The 16,983-nt window shown below is 62.9% G+C and carries 15 protein-coding genes; 6 read left to right on the plus strand and 9 right to left on the minus strand.

Annotated elements, in window-relative coordinates:
• From BC360_RS28155 to BC360_RS28190, 8 genes are all read right to left on the minus strand, one after another.
• On the minus strand, positions 1–1,509 hold the full coding sequence (locus BC360_RS28155; RefSeq protein ID WP_065797732.1) for an arylsulfatase B: 1,509 nt from the start codon (positions 1,507–1,509) through the stop codon (positions 1–3).
• A 782-nt stretch (positions 1,510–2,291) separates the two neighbouring features.
• A complete protein-coding gene (locus BC360_RS28160) occupies positions 2,292–2,639 on the minus strand; it encodes a hypothetical protein (RefSeq protein WP_065797664.1) in 348 nt (115 codons plus the stop codon).
• 277 nt (positions 2,640–2,916) lie between these two features.
• Positions 2,917–4,161, minus strand: coding sequence for a Gfo/Idh/MocA family protein (locus BC360_RS28165; protein ID WP_065797665.1), 1,245 nt, complete (start codon positions 4,159–4,161; stop codon positions 2,917–2,919).
• Positions 4,162–4,236: 75 nt separating this feature from the next.
• A complete protein-coding gene (locus tag BC360_RS28170) occupies positions 4,237–5,259 on the minus strand; it encodes a LacI family DNA-binding transcriptional regulator (protein WP_065797666.1) in 1,023 nt (340 codons plus the stop codon).
• A complete protein-coding gene (locus BC360_RS28175) occupies positions 5,256–6,212 on the minus strand; it encodes an ABC transporter permease (RefSeq protein ID WP_065797667.1) in 957 nt (318 codons plus the stop codon). The genes BC360_RS28170 and BC360_RS28175 overlap by 4 nt, the downstream gene beginning before the upstream one ends.
• On the minus strand, positions 6,209–7,201 hold the full coding sequence (locus BC360_RS28180) for an ABC transporter permease (RefSeq protein WP_065785778.1): 993 nt from the start codon (positions 7,199–7,201) through the stop codon (positions 6,209–6,211). The genes BC360_RS28175 and BC360_RS28180 overlap by 4 nt, the downstream gene beginning before the upstream one ends.
• Positions 7,201–8,706 carry a sugar ABC transporter ATP-binding protein gene (locus BC360_RS28185; protein WP_065797668.1) on the minus strand — a complete coding sequence of 502 codons (1,506 nt, stop codon included), beginning with the start codon at positions 8,704–8,706 and terminating at the stop codon, positions 7,201–7,203. Before BC360_RS28185 ends, BC360_RS28180 begins: the two co-directional genes overlap by 1 nt.
• A 67-nt stretch (positions 8,707–8,773) precedes the next feature.
• The gene (locus BC360_RS28190; protein WP_065785780.1) at positions 8,774–9,799 is read right to left on the minus strand and encodes an ABC transporter substrate-binding protein; all 1,026 of its coding nucleotides are present in this window, start codon (positions 9,797–9,799) and stop codon (positions 8,774–8,776) included.
• 464 nt (positions 9,800–10,263) lie between these two features.
• On the opposite strand from BC360_RS28190, the gene BC360_RS28195 reads away from it, so the two are divergent.
• From BC360_RS28195 to BC360_RS28210, 4 genes are all read left to right on the plus strand, one after another.
• The gene (locus tag BC360_RS28195; protein ID WP_065797669.1) at positions 10,264–11,079 is read left to right on the plus strand and encodes a DUF3100 domain-containing protein; all 816 of its coding nucleotides are present in this window, start codon (positions 10,264–10,266) and stop codon (positions 11,077–11,079) included.
• A gap of 17 nt (positions 11,080–11,096) precedes the next feature.
• Positions 11,097–11,609 (plus strand): hypothetical protein, encoded by a 513-nt coding sequence (locus BC360_RS28200; protein ID WP_065797670.1) that lies wholly within the window; start codon positions 11,097–11,099, stop codon positions 11,607–11,609.
• 68 nt (positions 11,610–11,677) lie between these two features.
• Entirely contained in the window at positions 11,678–12,835 is a 1,158-nt protein-coding gene (locus BC360_RS28205; protein ID WP_065797733.1) for a M20 aminoacylase family protein, read from the plus strand.
• A 24-nt stretch (positions 12,836–12,859) separates the two neighbouring features.
• A complete protein-coding gene (locus tag BC360_RS28210) occupies positions 12,860–13,777 on the plus strand; it encodes a LysR family transcriptional regulator (protein WP_244512948.1) in 918 nt (305 codons plus the stop codon).
• 118 nt (positions 13,778–13,895) lie between these two features.
• Here the strand turns inward: BC360_RS28210 and BC360_RS28215 are convergent, their stop codons facing one another.
• Positions 13,896–14,795 carry a LysR family transcriptional regulator gene (locus tag BC360_RS28215; RefSeq protein ID WP_065785786.1) on the minus strand — a complete coding sequence of 300 codons (900 nt, stop codon included), beginning with the start codon at positions 14,793–14,795 and terminating at the stop codon, positions 13,896–13,898.
• A 104-nt stretch (positions 14,796–14,899) separates the two neighbouring features.
• Between BC360_RS28215 and BC360_RS28220 the strand changes: the two genes are divergently transcribed.
• Together BC360_RS28220 and BC360_RS28225 are read left to right on the plus strand one after the other, a co-directional pair.
• A complete protein-coding gene (locus tag BC360_RS28220) occupies positions 14,900–15,889 on the plus strand; it encodes a zinc-dependent alcohol dehydrogenase family protein (RefSeq protein WP_065797671.1) in 990 nt (329 codons plus the stop codon).
• Between the two features lie 201 nt (positions 15,890–16,090).
• Positions 16,091–16,975 (plus strand): NAD(P)-dependent oxidoreductase, encoded by an 885-nt coding sequence (locus tag BC360_RS28225; RefSeq protein ID WP_065797672.1) that lies wholly within the window; start codon positions 16,091–16,093, stop codon positions 16,973–16,975.
• Positions 16,976–16,983 lie beyond the last annotated feature (8 nt).

Consider the following 16,983-nt stretch of genomic DNA (forward strand, 5'->3'; position numbering starts at 1 on the left):
TCAATCTCCAACATTGAACATTTCGGCCGCGTCGGGCAGTACGGTGTCCGAGTGCAAGAGCAATCGCACGGCGTCCTGCAGGATGAGAGGAGGAGACATCTGTGAGGCGAGCTCGATGACCCGCGCCTGCAGTTTCTGCACCATTTCGGGGTTCTGATCGGCAAGGTTTGTGGTCTCGGACGTATCCTTCGAAAGATCGAAGAGTTCGACTTTCGGCGGCAACGTCGTCTTCCACACAAGCTTCCAATCGCCCTGGCGCACGGCGGCCGTCATTGGTTCGATGTTGTAGACGATCTCGGTGCGTGGCGATGGCTTTCCTTCGCCAAGCATCGGCCACATGTCCATCCCGTCCAGCGGCTTATTCTTGCCGAGCTCAGCGCCGGCCAGAGCCGCCAAGGTCGGGTACATGTCAACGACATGCATCATTCCGTCGGCAGTGCCAGGCTCGATCTTTCCCGGCCAGTTGACCAGGCCAACGACGCGCGTACCTCCTTCATAGGTCGTCCCCTTGCCCTCCCGGTAAGGACCGTTGTCGGCCGGAAGCTTGCCCTTGACATCGCTTTCCCCCGCAAAGAAAGCATTGACCACGCCGCCATTGTCGCTGTGAAAGAGAATGAGCGTATTCTGGCGCATGCCGCGCGTTTCGAGAGCATCGACGACTCTGCCGATGCCATCGTCCATCACCGAGATCATCGCTGCATAGTTTCGCCGGCTCTCGTCGGCGATATGGCTGTTGCGTTCAAGATATTCCTTCGGCGCCTGGAAGGGCGTATGCGGCGACGTGAAGGCCAGATACAGGAACAAGGGTTTTGACTGATCGTGCTCGTTGATCACTCGCACGGCTTCGCTAGCGAAGAGGATGTTGTCGAACCCTTCCTCCTCGAGGGCGTCGTTGTTCCGGTACCAGTCCGCATTACCGTTTGCCGACTTGTGCGTGAAGTGATCGATCTCGCCAAGCAGAGCACCATAGAATGAATCGAATCCGCGCTGGCGCGGCCAGAACGCCGCGTTCGCGTGACCGAGGTGCCACTTGCCGCTCGCGGCGGTGGCATAGCCTGCCTCATTCAGCAGTTCCGGCAAGAGATAGTCGTCGAGCGCCAGGCCGTAGGTACCGCCCTGGGGAATGACGGCGGTTTGCATGCCGTAGCGGAACGGGTAGCGGCCCGTCATGAACGCCGCCCGGGTGGGCGTGCACATGGGCTGGGCGTAGTATTGCTCAAGCCGGGCGCCTTTCTCCGCCAGTTCGTCGATGTTTGGCGTCTTTATGTCAGAGCCGTGAAATCCGACATCCTTCCAGCCCAAATCGTCGGCCAGGATGAAAACAATATTGGGCTTGGCCGACTGTGCCAACGCGGCAGTTCCGGAAGCAAGCGCGGCGGCCAATCCGCGCACACCAATCCTGCCAGCGAGTTGCGCCGCCGCCAGCGAGCCGCCAGTCGTGAGCATTGCCCGTCGCGTAAACCCCTTTGGGCCGATATGACCGGCCTTGTTATCAGCGTTCTTGTCCATCAGTCCTGTCTCCCCCTTGCTCAGCGGTTTGTCCGGCATTTCGCGCAAGAACAGTTCGTTGATGATTGTCACCGGTCAACGTATAGCTGTACCAATACCCAAAGTAGAAATTCCGGGCTGGCGAACATCCAAAATGCCCCTCGCCCCTATCTCTGTATCAATGTCCCTGTGCTACCCGGCACACACGCCCCGACCTTCGCAGGCTAGCATGTTGCGGCGGCGCCTGAAATGAAGGCGAGGGCCGGCAATCTTTCCTCAGTACTTGTTCGACATCAGCTCCCATCCGAACCAACCGGGCATCAGGTCTTGGCATTGTCTATCCGATTTGCGCAAAAGGCGAGTGCATGAGCTCTCAGGTTTCTGGGGTCTCGGACAGATCGGCAAAGCTGTCACCACGCAACTTTCAGATGTAGCGTCACGCGTACCATTACAGATCGATATCCTTTCCAATGGGCGCGATCTTTCCAATGGGCGGTCGATGTAACGGCGATTAACTGTCATGACCAAGCGCTCGACGATCTGCCAAGTCCCCATGATGGTGCCCAACATTCTGATCATTCCGAAGGGGGCGGAAATCGTAGCCAGTGTCAGACCAACACTTTGCTACTCGACCGTTGTCATTTCTACCGAGCGGTGGCTTGAAATCGAGGCCGTGTCCGCCAAGCCGCCGTCCGGGTATGCGGTTCGACTTCCTCTCTCTACACTCAAATGCGACGTTAGGTGCCTTCTGCTTCGCGTTCGTGATTTGATCCCCCTTAGCGTTGGATAGCGGGAAACCAACGCTATGTCCTCCAGACGATATCGTTGCCGAGCGCTGCGAACACTGCCTCTTCGCTGACGGTGCCCGTGGCGCCGAGGACCAATGCGCCGGCAAGCGCCACCGGCGTTTCCGGAAGATCGAAGATCGTCCGGCAGACAAGTGTTGTCGCAAACACCATCAGCGCCACGCGCATCGGCATGGTCAGCCCATCGGCTGCAAGAAAGATCAGGATCGCCGCGAAGGGGAGCAGCATCGACCCGGTCAACAGCCGCACCTGGCGCAGCGGCATCTGACCGCCGAAATCACTCGCTTCCTTGGTGGAAGAGATAACGATGTCCTTGCCCGGTGCAAGTGCTCGAACGCTGCTCATGATGGCCCAATCCTTTGCTTCTTCTCGACCGGTTCGTGGCGAATGTCGCCTGTGTCATCCGGTCGTTGCGTTTTCTCGATGGGGCATAACGGCAGCCGTCGCGGTTTATTCCCGACGGCGGTTCGAAAGTACCGAATTTGTCGGCGTCGGTTGTCCGGGAGCGCGGCTCGACAGATCCCGCGGCTGCCTTTGGAACCATGGCGAAAGGCCAGCTCGTCATGGAGCGGGTGGCGGGAGCCGGCCTTGCCGCTCTCCCGCCGATCTCGGGCGCGCCCTGTTACGCGCCCTTGCGCGCGACGACGGGCACGTAATGTTCGAGTTCTGGTGCCGGGAACTGCAAGGTGGCGTTGATCTCGGCGGAGCGATAGAGCCCCATCAGCATCTCGACCACGGCAAGACCGTCCTCGAAGGTCTCGAGCGGCTTCTGGCCCTTGCGGAAGCATTCGACCATGTGGCGGTTTTCGTCGGTATAACCGTAGACGCCGGCTTCATCCTCGAGCACCGGCATCAGCCCCTGCTCGGCATTCTGCTTCTCGACAAGATCCTCGCCTTCCGAACCTGTGACTTCGCGAGACATGAAGATCTTCAGCCCCGTGCTCAGCGAATTGTATTCGAGCGCATATTCCGGTCCGAGCAATTCGAGCTGGATGCGCAGGCCGGCGCCCACATAGGCCCAGGAGGTCGTCGCCTCGATCATCAGTTCGTTGCCGTCCTGGTCCTCGAGCGTCACCGTCGCGCGCGCAAAGTCTTCCGAAGGACGGTTGCGATAGTCGACGTCGTTGCCGAAACGCTTGCGCAACTGTTCGGCATAGTTGGGGCGCGTCCACTTCAGGTTGGCGACGGTGCCGTTGACGGCCTTGATCTTCAGCGAATTGCGCGGCGCACCGGGCGCAGTCAGCAGATAGCGCGCCACCTCGACGCTGTGGCACATCATGTCGGAGAGAACGCCGCCGCCCTGCTTGTCGCCCTGCCAGAACCAGGGCTCGTGCGGGCCGGAATGCTCCTCTGCCGCCCGGGCGAGATAGGGCCTGCCGGTGGTGGATGCGGCGCGACGCCAGATGATCTCCTTGCCGCGCAATACCGGCGTGCAGAACACCTGGTTTTCGAGATAGCCGTGGTTGAGGCCGGCATCCTCGGCCAGCGTCAGCATCTCGCGGGCTTCCGCCACCGTGCGCGCCAACGGCTTCTCGCAGGCGACTGCGAAGACTTTGCTCCGACCGGATTTGATTGCCCCGTGCAGCGAGCGCATGACCTCGAGGCGCGTATAGTTCGGCGAAAGGATCCAGATCGCGTCGACGTCATCGGCGACAAGCAGCGCTTCCAGGCTCTCATGCGTGCGGCAGATGCCGAGCCCGAGTGCTTCCACTTCGCGCGCAAATTTCTCGCGGTTTTCCGCCTTGCGGCTGAAGGCACCCGTCACCTCGACGTTGCGCACGCCGATCATCGACTTCAGGTGGAAATGGGCGATGAAGCCGGTTCCGACGAATCCCACGCGCAGCGTCTGCTTCGGTAGCTGTGTCATTCTCTTCTCCCAGATTTTCGGCTGGAGCATGATGCCGAAAAGTGTAGGCGGTTTTCGGTCGACATCATGCTCGACTTAAAAGTGACGTGGCGAGGCGGTGCTGGCCCGGATGCTCAAGGCCGTCGGCAGCACGATGGGCGCGGCAAGGGCCACCTCCTCGCCAGAAAGGATGCGCAGCAACAACGACATTGCCGTTCGGCCGATGTCGGCGCGCGGCTGGTTGACGGTGGTCAGGGGCGGATAGAAGGCCTTGCTCAGGTAGAGATCGTCGAAACCGACGACCGAAACGTCACCCGGCACGTCGCGACCGAGGCGACGCAACTCGTGAATGGCGCCATAGGCCATTTCGTCGTTCGCGGCGAAAAGCGCCGTCGGCGGTTCGGATAGGGCAAACAGTTGACCGCAGCAGAGCTGGCCGGTTTCAAGCAGGTAGTCGCCACGGACCTCGTAGCCGTCCGGGATCACAAGGCCGGCATCGTGCATGGCGGCGCGATAGCCGTCGCGGCGGTGAACGGCCATGACCTCGGGCAGCGGCCCGGCGATATGGGCGATCCTGCGGTGGCCAAGCGCGATCAGATGCTCGACTGCGGCCTTCGCGGCAGCAAGGTTGTCGACCTGCACATGCGGCAGCCCCGCGGCCTCGATCATTTCCAGTGCGACGACGACAGGCAGGCGCGCAAGGTCGACACCAGCATCATGCCCCGCCGGCGGCAGCTTGCCGGTCATCAGGATCATGCCATCGGCATGACCGTCGCGCAGCATGTTGAAATATTCCGTCTCGCGATCCGGGTCATTCTCGGTGTTGCCCATCAGCACGGAATAGCCGGCCTCGCGCGCCGTCGCCTCGACGCCCTTGAGAATGTCGAGATAGAACGGGTTGCCGACGTCGCGCACGACCAGCAGCACCGACATCGACTTGCGGGTGCGCAGGTTGCGCGCGCTGACATTCGGCCGATAGTTGAGCTCACGGGCAAGAGCATGGATGCGCTGGCGCGTTTCCGCCGTCACCAGGCCGGAATCGCTCAGCGCCCGCGACACGGTTGCAACCGAAACGCCGGCCCGCTCGGCGATATCCTTGATCTTCGGCCGCTCGCTCATGCGCGCATCGCCCTTCCCCGTCCATAGAACAGCATCAGCAGCAGCAACGTCGCGCCGAACACCATCTGGCGGCCGGATTCGTCGATGTTGACGGTGGTCAGGATGCCCTGGAGGATCACCAGCAACAGGGCGCCGGCCATGGTGCCGGTGTACCCGCCCTTGCCGCCGGCAAGCGACGTTCCGCCGAAGACGACAGCGATGATCGAGGAGAGCATGTATTGCTCGCCGACATTGGCAAAGGACGAGCCGGAATAGCCGAGCAGGCATAGGCCGGCGACGGCCGCAAACATGCCGGAGATCATGAACAGCCCGATGCGCATGCGACGCACCGGCACGCCGGCCATGTAGGCCGCATGCTCGTTGGAACCGATCGCATAGATGCGGTGGCCGAAGACGGTACGGCTGAGCATGAAGGCCATGAACAGGCCGACGGCGATCCAGAGCCAGATGATGCCTGGAATGCCGAGCACCAGCGGCTGCGTGACGAAGGCGGAGAGACCAGGGGCTGCACGGCCGGAGGGAATGCCGTTGCGGATGACGACGAGCAGCCCCTGGAGCACGCCGAGCATGCCGAGCGTCATCACCAGCGGCGGGATGCGCAGCAGCGTGACCCCAAGCCCGTTCAGGAGGCCGAAGAAGGCACCGGCCGCAAGGCAGGCAAGGACCGCCGGCAGGATGCCGCCGTCAGCGCCGTTCATGACATTGCCGGCAATGATCGCCGACAGGGAAACGACGCCGCCAACCGAAAGATCGATGCCTTCGCGGCCACCGAGGATGACGACATTCTGGCCGGCAGCGACAATGCCGAGCAGCGAAGCAACGATCAGCAGGCGCAGGATCTGGTCGGCCGAGGCAAAGCCCGGCGACAGGCCCTCGCCGAGATAGAGCAGCGCGACGATCAACAGCAGCGCGATGACCAGCGGCTTCTTGAGGAAGGAAATGGCGACGTTCATGCGCGTGCCCTCCGGCCGGCAAGCACGCCTGCCATCAAGACGAAAAGGATGGCGAGGCCCTGGACGAAGTTCTGCCACTCCGACGGCGTGCCCATGAAGAAGACGAGCGAATTGACGAGACCGATCGTCAGCGCGCCGAGCAGCGAGCCGACCACGGTCGTCCAGCCGCCCGCAAGCGCGCTGCCCCCGAGCACGACGGCCGCGACGCTGTAGAGCGTCATCTTGCCGCCGACCAGCGGGTCGCCGCTGGCGGTGTCGCCGGTCAGGCAGAACGCTGCGAGCGCCGAAAACAGACCGCACAGCGCATAACCCTTGATGCGGATCAGAACCACGGGAAGGCCGGTCTGGTAGGCCGCCTGCTGGTCGTCGCCGACGGCCAGAAGCTGGGTGACGAGACGGGTGCGCGACAACAGGAAGAGCAGAAGGGCGAGTGCTGCAAGGACATAGAAGACAAAGGGAAGGCCGAGCAACCGGCCACCATAGGTGCGCCAGAACAGTGCCGGGGCCGGTGTGCCGGCCACCGGCATGACATAGAGCGCAACGCCGGTGAAGAAGATGCTGGTCGCAAAGGTGGCGACAATCGCCTGCAATCGCAGCGCTGCGACGACGATGCCGTTGATCACGCCGCAGACGAGTCCGAGCAGAACGCCTAATAGCATGGCGCCGACAACGGCGCCGGCGCCGCCACCCCATTTCTCCATCAGCACGACAATCGCGACATTGACGAGCGACAGCGTCGCACCGGCCGAAAGGTCGATGTCCCCGGCCGAGACGACATAGGTCTGGGCGATCGCCAGCATGATCAGCGCCATGTAGGTGCTGAGGAGGCCCGTCAACGAGCGGTAGCCGAGGCTGTTCGGCGAGAACGCGCCGTTCAGCGCCAGAAGCGCGACGACGATGATCAGCGCCGGCAGGAACGGATAGCGTTCAAGCCACAGCTTCAGGCCGCCAGCGTGCGAAGATAGAGTTTCTGTCGTGGTCGGTGTCATCACGCGGCCTCGTATGCAGCCTGGTAGAGATTGTAGCGGGTGCGATCCTCGCCGGTGAGCTCGCGCGTCACCGACCCGCCGTTGAAGACGAGGATGCGGTTGGCGTTCCCAAGCAATTCGGCGTCCTCCGAGGAGTAGAGCAGAATGCCGAGCCCGTCTGCCGCCAGCTGGCGAATGAGGGCGAAGAGATCGGCCTTGGCCGAGAGGTCGATGCCCTTGGTCGGATCGTCGAGCAGCAACACATCCGGCCGGTCGATCAGCCAGCGGGCGATGATCACCTTCTGCTGGTTGCCGCCGGAAAGCGAGTTGATCGGATGCAGGAGGCTCGCGAACTTCGTGTGCATGGCTGCGAGCGCCGGCATCGCCTTTTCCTTAAGGCTTCGCGGATGCGCAATCATCAGCCGATCGCGCAGGTAGTGGATGGGCGTCACATTCTCGATGATCGGCCTGCCGACAATGACACCGTCGCGACCGCGGTCGCCCGAGACATAGGCGCAGCCGCGCCGGATGGCGTCGCGCGGGCTCCTGGCATCGAAATGATCGCCACCGATGCGGATCCCGCCAGATGTTATGGCACCTGCGCCGAAGATTGCACGCAACATCGCCGATTGCCCCTGGCCGTGTAGGCCGCCGAGACCGAGGATCTCGCCCTTGGCGACCTCGAAGCTGACATTGCGGAAACCGGCACCGGAAAGCTTGTCGACGGTCATGGCGGCACCGGTGGCAAAGCTCGCCACGGCAGGCGCGGACGACCGCGAAGCCGGCATGTCGCCAGCGCCGCCCACCATCAGCCGGATGACCGCCGCAGGATCGGTCTCGTTCAGGTTGAGCGTCTTGATCGTCTCGCCATCGCGGATGATCGTCACCCGATCGCCAATCGCGGTGATCTCGTCCATGCGGTGCGAAATGAAGATGATGCCGCGGCCGTCGCGCTTCAGCCTGCGCAGAATATCGAAGAAGCGGTCGACCTGCGCCCGATCGAGTGCCGAGGTCGGCTCATCGAAGATCAGGATCGGGGCTTCGCTGGCCAGCGCCTTCATGATCTCGACAAGCTGTCGCTGATCGGCGCGCAGATTGCCGACGAGCGTCTCGGCCGCAAATCCGTCACCGAAAACTCCAGTGAATAGGTCGATGTAGCGCGCGGCGCGCGCCTTCAGGGCGGCACGATCGATGAACATCCTGGCTTTCACCGGCAGCATGGCCAGGCAGATGTTCTCCTCGACCGAGCGGTTCCCGGCCAGACTGAGTTCCTGATAGAAGATACCGATGCCCTGCGCACGCGCCGATTGCGGACCGGAAATCGTAACCGGCTGGCCGTCGATGAGGATCTCCCCGCCATCGGGCCGCACGCTGCCGGCAATGATCTTGCACAATGTGCTCTTGCCCGAACCGTTCGAGCCCATGAGCACATGAACTTCGCCGGCGGCGATCTCGAGGTCGCCGCGGCGCAAAGCCAGGGTGGCGCCGTAAGCCTTGCTTACGCCGTTCAGTTTGAGTTTCGACATGGAGTGTCGTCCGTAAAATCGGGTCCGGGGCGCCGAGCGGATGACGACATCCGCTCGGCTCAAGCGCTTACTTGAAGAGCGCTTCGGCGTCTTCGATCGAAAGAGCGCTGGTGTAGGAATAGTAGCCGGGCTTGCCGTCGACCTGCTTGGCGGCGTCCGCCAGGTTTTTCGAGTCGATGAACGGGATCGGCAGGTACATGGCGTTCTTGTATTGGCCAGCCGTCGCCGGCTCCTTCAGTTCCTTGCCCTGCAGCATGAGGACAGCGACGTTGAGCGCGCTTGCCATGACGCCGGGCGGATTGACGGTCGCGCCGGAGTTCAGCTTGTCCTTGCTCCAGAGATCGATGAAGTCCTTGCGGATCTCGCCGGTTGCAGCGATCTGGCCCGTCTTGCCTGCATCCATGATCGACTTCCAGGCGCCGGCAGCCATGCCGTCCTGGACGACGACGCCGTTGACATCAGGGTAGGTCGCCAGGATGTTCTGCATGGCCTGCTGGCCCTGCGCCTGATCCCAGTTGGCGTTGACTTCGTTGACCACCTGGATATCCGGATAGTCCTTGAAGACCTGCTTGTAGCCGGCGACGCGCATCTCGTTTGCCGGATGGCCCGCGACGCCGTTGATGGCGACGACCTTGCCCTTGCCGCCGAGCGTTTCGGCAAGCCACTTGGCGCCGGCCGCACCCCACGCCGTCTGGTCGATACCAACATAGGTCGCATCCGGCGACGAGACTTCGGCATCGGTAGCGATCACCAGAATGCCGGCTTCCTTCGCCTGCGCGAAGATCGGGTCGAAGGCCGTCGGGCTGTTGGGGTTGACGATGATGGCGTTCACGCCCTCGGCAATGAAGTTGCGCACATGGGCGATCTGCCCGGGCACATCCACGTTGGCGCTCTGGACGCTGACTTCGACGTCGACGCCCTTTTCCTTCCATTTTTCCGCAGCCGCCTTGGCCTCATCGATCATCTGCGTGCGCCACTCGCTGCCGACCCAACCATTGGACAGACCAATCTTGAAGGTCTCTGCATTGGCGAGCGAAGCGGAGATGGCAATGGATGCGACGGTGCCGAGTGCTATGGCGATAAGCTTCTTCATAAGATCCTCCCAAAATCTTGCGAGGGCTATGAAGCCAGAAAATGTAATCGATTTCAATGCTGATTTTCAGTGATTTCTGAAGGGTTTTTCAAATCTACATATCGAATCTGCAAATGCCCGGAGTTGGCCGGGCCGATCGGCGGGTTTGCTGGGGAAAGCTGGCGGTTTCCGCCTCACTCGCCCCGACTTGGTCGGATGTGGCCTTGGCCATCGAGGCGACACATGCAAAAGCCAGGACAAAGCGAAAGCGCGATTCGCATCCGCACTCGACCCGAGCAGGACTGTGACGATGAAATGACAAAACGCGACGCGCGGCTTTGCAAAAGCCGCCTTCAGCTCGGTGGCTGTTGCTGGAACGGCAACACCTCGTTGCTCGCCGACCGGCTAGCCGGAATTTGCCCTCACCCCATAGTGTGAAATCTGGGCAAAGAACAACAACTGGTCCCCAACCAGAGGAGAACATCATGACCGGAAAACCCGGAGCCGCCACGGGCGGGCTCTATCTGCACATCCTTGTGCTCGCGATCGTCATCGCCTGCGAGCTGATCGGCATCCAACGCCTGTCGATCGGCCTCGGCACCGTGATCTTCCTGCCGATCCTTTACGCCTTCGCGCTCGGCATCCTGCTCAATCCCGCCATTTTCAAGGCAAGCGCCAAGTTCCTTTCCAAGGATGCGGTCAAGCTCTCCGGCGCCATGATCACCGTTGCGATCATGCCCTTCATCGCCAAGTTCGGCACGACGGTCGGACCGCAGATCTCCAAGATCATCGAGGCCGGACCGGCGCTCGTGCTGCAGGAAATCGGCAATCTCGGCACGATCCTCATCGCCTTCCCGGTCGCCGTGTTCCTTCTGAAGATGGGCCGCGAAGCCGTCGGCGCCACCTACTCGATCGACCGCGAGCCTAACCTCGCGCTGATCGCCGACAAATACGGCCTCAACTCGCCGGAAGGCGCTGGCGCCATGGGCGTCTATGCCACCGGCACGCTGATCGGCACATTCGTCTTTGCCATCATGCCGCCGCTCGTCCATGGTCTCGGCATCTTCGACGTGCGCGCGCTCGCCATGTCCTGTGGCGTCGGCTCGGGCTCGATGCTTGCCGCCTGTACCGGCGGTCTCGTCGCCGTCGTTCCTGACCAGAAGGACATCATCCTGGCGCTGGCCGCAGCCAGCAACATCCTGACCTACGCGACCGGCCTTTATGTCGGCATGTTCGTCGCCCTGCCGCTGACGGAATGGCTTTACAACAAAGCCCGCCCGTCCGAACGCGCAACAGCCTGATCGGGGAGACCGGAACAATGGCCAATCACACCACCACCGCCAATCTCGCCGACGACCTGCCGCTGAACGCGGAAGACGAGCGCAAGATCGATGTCATCCGCCACGCCGGACTGCTGCTGATCGCCTGCGCGATCGGCCTAGTCGCCAACTGGGTCGGAACGGGAACCTCGCCGCTCGTCGCCCTGCCCGGCATGGCGGTGCTCTACGTCGCCTGCATCATCGGCCTCGGCTTTGCACGCTTCGTGCCTTTCTATCTCCCAAGCGTCGCCTGGGTCTCGCTGATCGCGATCCTGATCACCATCCCCGGCGTGCCCGGCGCTGCCTGGGTCAGCGAGCAGGTCGAACACCTGAACTTCCTGGCGCTCGCCACGCCGGCGCTCGCCTATGGCGGCCTTGCGCTGACGGCCAGCGAATTTGCAATCGCCCGCCGCTCGGGCTGGAAGATCGTGATCGTGGCGATCTGCGTGATGATCGGAACCTATATGGGCTCCGTCGTCGTCGCCGATCTGTTCCTGAGGCTCGGCCAATAGGATAGAACAGAACCCGGGCCGGCCGCCTTTGCGGCCGGCCCTCAATTTGCAGATACAGGATGAATGAGATGAGCCGCCACGATATCAGCCCCGACCGCATCGCGGAAACGATCGCCTGGCGCCATCATCTGCACGCCCATCCGGAACTGGCCTTCGAGGAACGGGAAACGTCAGCCTTCGTCGCCGGCAGGCTCACTGGGTGGGGCGTTGCCGTCAAAGGCGGCTATGGCGGCACCGGCCTCATTGGCACGCTCTCGCGTGGTACCTCGCCCCGAACCATCGCCATCCGCGCCGACATGGACGCGCTGCCGATCGTCGAGGCAAGCGGCGTCGCCTACGCGTCGAAAACCCCAGGCAAGATGCATGCCTGCGGCCATGACGGCCACGTCTCGATGCTGCTCGCCGCCGCGCGACAGGCCTCGGAAATGGATTTCGACGGGACGGTCCACTTCATCTTCCAGCCGGCCGAAGAAGCCGAGGGCGGCGCGCGCGCCATGGTTGCCGACGGTCTGTTCCGTGACTTTCCAGCCGACGCCGTCTATGCGCTGCACAATTGGCCAGCGCTCGACGTCGGCACTTGTGTTGCCCGCGACGACGCGATGATGGCCGCCTTCGGCGTGTTCGAAATTCGCGTCACCGGCAGGGGCGCTCACGGCGCGATGCCGCATGAGGGCGCCGATCCGCTGGTTGCCGCAGCCCAGATCGTTTCCGCGCTGCAGACGATTGCCAGCCGTAACGTCTCGCCTCTCGACGCAGCCGTGGTCTCCGTGACCCAGATCCACGGCGGCGACGCCTGGAACGTCATCCCGCAGGATGCCGTCATTCGCGGCACCACACGCTGGTTCGCGAAAGAGGTCGGCGACATCCTCGAAAAGCGCATGCGGACGCTGACGGCGGCCATCGCCGAAGGTCTCGGCTGCAGCGCCGATCTCGACTATCAATATCGCTATCCGGCCACGATCAATGATGCGGCGTCGGCGGCCTTCGTGCGTTCGGTCGCAGCCCAAGACAACGCGCTTTCGGTCGTCGATGCCGCGCCCAGCATGGCCGCGGAAGATTTTGCCTTCATGTTGGAGGAACGCCCCGGCTGCTACCTCTGGCTTGGCGCGCGCCGCGACGGCGCCAATCCCGGCCTGCATTCGCCGCACTACGATTTCAACGATGCGATCGTCGCGCAAGGTGTCGACCTCTGGACACGGCTGATCGCGACCTCTCTTGGTCGTTGACCTCAAACCGTTTCCGTCGCAACCATGACCGCCATGGACGTGCTCGACGCAAAAGCGCTCAAGATTTTTATGGCGGTCGCCCGTATCGGTTCGATCCGCGGCGCTGCCGAACATATGGGGCTGGCGCCCTCGGTCGTCAGCCGCCAGATCGCCGACACCGAACGCGAGATCGGCCTGGCGCTGTTCGAGCGCACCGCGCGCGGCACAGTGTTGACGGATGCCGGCGAACTCGTTCTCGAACACGGCAAACGAGTCGTGGAAGACAACGGCCTGCTTGCCGAACAGCTCGACCAGATCCGCGGCGTACAGCAGACGCGCATCCGCATTCGCTGCGGCGAAGGCTTCATGGCCGATCTTGTCGAACACGGGCTGTCGTCCTTCTCCAAGGCGCATTCCTATGTCCGCTACATCGTCGAACTCGGCAGCACCGAGGACGTGGTCGATGCCATCGCCAACAGCGACGCGGATATCGGCATCGCCTACACGCCGTTGACCGATCCGCGCATCCGGGCGCTGGCGATCGCCCGGCAGCCGCTTTGCGTTATCGTGCCGAACGGGCATGCCCTCTCCAACCGTACCGATCTGAAACTGGCGGACTGTCTGACCGCGCCCTCAGCCCTGCTCGGCAAGGGCAATGGCGTGACCCAGCTCGTCGCCCGCGTCGCCGCCGACGCCGGCATGGCGCTGGCGCCGTTGCTCGAAACCCACTCGATCGAAGTGCTGCGCCGCTTCGTCGCCTCCGGTCTTGGCGTCACCTTCCTGCCCCGCGCCGCCGTCTCCGGCGAGATCGGTCGCGGCATCATGCTGGCAGTCGACCTCGAAGATCCGCTGCTGCGCGAGGCGAGTGCCCATCTGATGGTGCGGGCCCATCGCCGTTTGCCGCTCTCGGTGGAAAAACTCGGCCAGCATCTCGCGCTGGAAATGCAGTCTTTTCGACACTGACGCTTCCCAAACGGGCTTACAAGTGGGGCCACTTCTGCACTCAGCTTCGCCGACCGGAAACCTTTGACCAAGCGGACGGACCGGACCCCACTCCTCATCCGGTTTATGGGTTCACGGCCTAGATCATCGCCTTGGGCAGGGCCGCCGCCAGTGCATCGGCTGCAAGGCGGACTTTCAGCGGCAAATGCGGCGTGCGCAGCCACAGGGCATAGTTGTCGAACACATATTCAGGCTCGCCTTGCAAAACTTCGACAAGGACACCAGCCTTGATGCGATGGCGAACGAGCCATGACGGCAGCCACACCAGCCCCATCCCGGCGGTCGCCGCATCGGCGATGGCCTCGAGGTCGTCGAGGCGCATCCGATTGGCGGGCGTCACTTCCCGTGCCGGCTGGCCGTCCCGCGGGAACAGCCAGGGATGCACCCATCCCGGTCGATTATACGTCACTGCATGATGGCCACTCAGGTCGTCGATCTGCCTTGGGGCGCCGTATTTCGCGACATAGGACGGCGATGCGCAAACGACCATGCTGTGGCTGGCGAGGCGACGGGCGATGAGGCCGGACCGGTCCTCCAGAGTGCCGGTGCGGATGGCAAGGTCGTAGCCATCCTCGGCGAGATCGACGATGCGATCGCCGAACGAGAGCTCGAGCTCGAGCCTTGGGTATTTCCGCGCGAACTCCATGAGGATGGGTGCGACGCACCGCCGGCCGAGCAGAGCCGGCATGGTGACGCGCAGCCGGCCACGCGGCTCGGAAAGCTGGTCGGCCGCAAGTGCATCCGCCGCTTCCGCTTCCGCAAGGATAACGCGGCAGCGGTCATAATAGGCGCGTCCGAATTCGGTCAGGCTCTGTCGGCGGGTCGTGCGGTTGATCAGACGCACGCCGAGCCGTTCTTCCAGAAACCGGACATGTTTGCCGACCATCGGCCCGGAAAGATCGAGAGCGACCGATGCGGCTGCAAACGAGCCGAGATCCACGGCTTTGACGAACACCGCCATGCTCGTAAGGCGATCCATATTCGAAACTCCTGGTTTCTGCTACTCTGCCAAATCCGTCATTTATCGAAAAGAAGCGGACGCGCATAGCTTATTCAGTTCAATCAATACGGAGTTTACGGCTGATGGCACGCGTCGTTCGTTTTCATGAGCATGGTGGTCCCGAGGTATTGCGCATCGAGGATCGGGATGTTGCCGCCCCCGGCCCCGGCGAGGTCCGCATTCGCGTCAAGGCGCTCGGCCTCAATCGCGCCGAGGCGCTGCTGCGCTCGGGCCGGTATATCGAGACGCCGACGCTGCCTTCCGGTCTCGGCCTTGAGGCTGCAGGCCCCATCGAGGCGGTCGGCGACGGGGTCGACGACCTCAAGCCCGGCGACGCCGTCAGCGTCATCCCACCGAAATCAATGGTCCGTTGGCCGGCCTATGGCGAGCTTGCCACCTTCCCTGCTTCCCAGGTCGTCAAACACCCGCCGACGCTCGGTTGGGAAGCGGCCGCAGCGGTCTGGATGCAGTATCTGACGGCCTATGGCGCCCTGATCGACATCGCCAAGCTCGGTAAGGGGGATATGGTCGTGATCACCGCCGCCTCGAGCAGCGTCGGACTGGCGGCCATCCAGATCGCCAACATGGTCGGCGCAACGGCGATCGCGGTCACGCGGACCTCCGCCAAGAAGCAGGCCCTGCTCGATTTCGGCGCCGCGCATGTGGTCGCCTCAACCGAGGAAGACCTGGAAGCCCGATTGAAGGAGATTGCCGGCCCGCAAGGAATCCGTGTGGTGTTTGACCCCATAGGCGGGCCGATATTCGAGCCGTTGACGGCGGCAATGTCGCGTGGCGGCATCCTGATCGAGTATGGCGGCCTCAGCCCCGAACCCACGCCTTTTCCGCTGTTTGCCGTCCTCAGCAAGACGTTGACGTTGCGAGGCTACCTCGTCCACGAGATCATTGCCGATCCCCAGCGATTGCAGGCGGCCAAGACCTTCATTCTCGACGGCCTCGCCTCGGGCTCGTTGCAGCCGACGATCGCAAGGACCTTTCCGTTCGAGCAGATCGTCGAGGCGCATCGCTATCTCGAGACGAACGAACAATTCGGCAAGATCGTCGTGACGGTCTGACGGTAATGCGTAAAACAAAGAGATCGAGCGTTGCTGCGACTTTATCTAAACCGGAAACACGCGATGCCTCGGGTCGGTCTCCGGCGAAACACCGACGTTGCGGAGCAAGCAACGCAGTGTACCGGACCCGCCGTCTACCCGCCCCGGATACCCCGTGCCACCTTCACAGCACCAAAACAAACGCTGAGGGTGACACCGGACATGACGACGAAAGAGACAGCGATAGGCGTGGTCGGGCTTGGAGCCATGGGGCTCGGAATGGCGACCACGCTCGCAAGCCACGGCTTTGCCGTGAAGGGCTTCGACCTCTCCGACAGCAGACGCAGACTGGCTGGCGAAGGCGGCGTGACGGCTTGCGAAACGCTCTGCGATGTCTTCGTCGATACCGGTTTCATCGTCTTCTCGCTGCCGACGGCCAAGGACGTCGCAGCCGTCGTCGAAGCCAATCTCGACGCCCTGAAGGGTGCCAAGGAGCGTGTCGTCATCATCGACACCTCCACGTCTGAGCCCGACGTTTCGCGCGATCTCGCCGCCGGCTTGAATGCGCTTGGCCATGGTTTCCTCGATGCACCCGTTTCCGGCGGGCCGGCGGGAGCGGCAAGCGGCAAGCTGACGATGATGATCGGCGGCAGCGACGCCGATGTCGCGCGTGCGGCAGAGGTGATCGATGCGATGTCGGCCAAGGCCCTGCATGTCGGACCGAGCGGTGCCGGCAACGTCGCCAAGCTCGTCAACAACCTGCTAGCGGCCGCCCATATGGTGACGACGGGCGAAGGCCTGAAGCTCGCGCTTTCGGCCGGGCTTGAGCCCGAACAGGCGCTGAAGGTGCTGAATGCCGCCTCCGGCAAATCGATGATCAGCGAAGTGCATTTTCCGACATGGGTGATGAACGACCGCTTCGACAGCGGCTTCACCATGGGGCTGATGCGCAAGGACGTGCGGCTTGCAAGCGAGCTCGCCGCGCGCACCGGCGCAGCACTACCGCTTTCGGCCGCCGTCGCCCGGCTCTGGGCCGAAAGCCCGCTCGACAATGCCGACGATTTCACCCGCATGGGCGCCTTCCGCGCCGCGGCCAACGACAACTGACAAGACAA

This window comes from Ensifer sp. LC163 (assembly GCF_001695855.1).
In the GTDB taxonomy this organism is placed as follows: domain Bacteria; phylum Pseudomonadota; class Alphaproteobacteria; order Rhizobiales; family Rhizobiaceae; genus Ensifer.

What these genes read in the sequence shown, in the direction of transcription:
- BC360_RS28155 (WP_065797732.1), bottom strand. Translation starts at nt 1,509, where the DNA reads ATGGACAAGAACGCTGATAACAAGGCCGGTCATATCGGCCCAAAGGGG.
- BC360_RS28160 (WP_065797664.1), bottom strand. Translation starts at nt 2,639, where the DNA reads ATGAGCAGCGTTCGAGCACTTGCACCGGGCAAGGACATCGTTATCTCT.
- BC360_RS28165 (WP_065797665.1), bottom strand. Translation starts at nt 4,161, where the DNA reads ATGACACAGCTACCGAAGCAGACGCTGCGCGTGGGATTCGTCGGAACC.
- BC360_RS28170 (WP_065797666.1), bottom strand. Translation starts at nt 5,259, where the DNA reads ATGAGCGAGCGGCCGAAGATCAAGGATATCGCCGAGCGGGCCGGCGTT.
- BC360_RS28175 (WP_065797667.1), bottom strand. Translation starts at nt 6,212, where the DNA reads ATGAACGTCGCCATTTCCTTCCTCAAGAAGCCGCTGGTCATCGCGCTG.
- BC360_RS28180 (WP_065785778.1), bottom strand. Translation starts at nt 7,201, where the DNA reads ATGACACCGACCACGACAGAAACTCTATCTTCGCACGCTGGCGGCCTG.
- BC360_RS28185 (WP_065797668.1), bottom strand. Translation starts at nt 8,706, where the DNA reads ATGTCGAAACTCAAACTGAACGGCGTAAGCAAGGCTTACGGCGCCACC.
- BC360_RS28190 (WP_065785780.1), bottom strand. Translation starts at nt 9,799, where the DNA reads ATGAAGAAGCTTATCGCCATAGCACTCGGCACCGTCGCATCCATTGCC.
- BC360_RS28195 (WP_065797669.1), top strand. Translation starts at nt 10,264, where the DNA reads ATGACCGGAAAACCCGGAGCCGCCACGGGCGGGCTCTATCTGCACATC.
- BC360_RS28200 (WP_065797670.1), top strand. Translation starts at nt 11,097, where the DNA reads ATGGCCAATCACACCACCACCGCCAATCTCGCCGACGACCTGCCGCTG.
- BC360_RS28205 (WP_065797733.1), top strand. Translation starts at nt 11,678, where the DNA reads ATGAGCCGCCACGATATCAGCCCCGACCGCATCGCGGAAACGATCGCC.
- BC360_RS28210 (WP_244512948.1), top strand. Translation starts at nt 12,860, where the DNA reads ATGACCGCCATGGACGTGCTCGACGCAAAAGCGCTCAAGATTTTTATG.
- BC360_RS28215 (WP_065785786.1), bottom strand. Translation starts at nt 14,795, where the DNA reads ATGGATCGCCTTACGAGCATGGCGGTGTTCGTCAAAGCCGTGGATCTC.
- BC360_RS28220 (WP_065797671.1), top strand. Translation starts at nt 14,900, where the DNA reads ATGGCACGCGTCGTTCGTTTTCATGAGCATGGTGGTCCCGAGGTATTG.
- BC360_RS28225 (WP_065797672.1), top strand. Translation starts at nt 16,091, where the DNA reads ATGACGACGAAAGAGACAGCGATAGGCGTGGTCGGGCTTGGAGCCATG.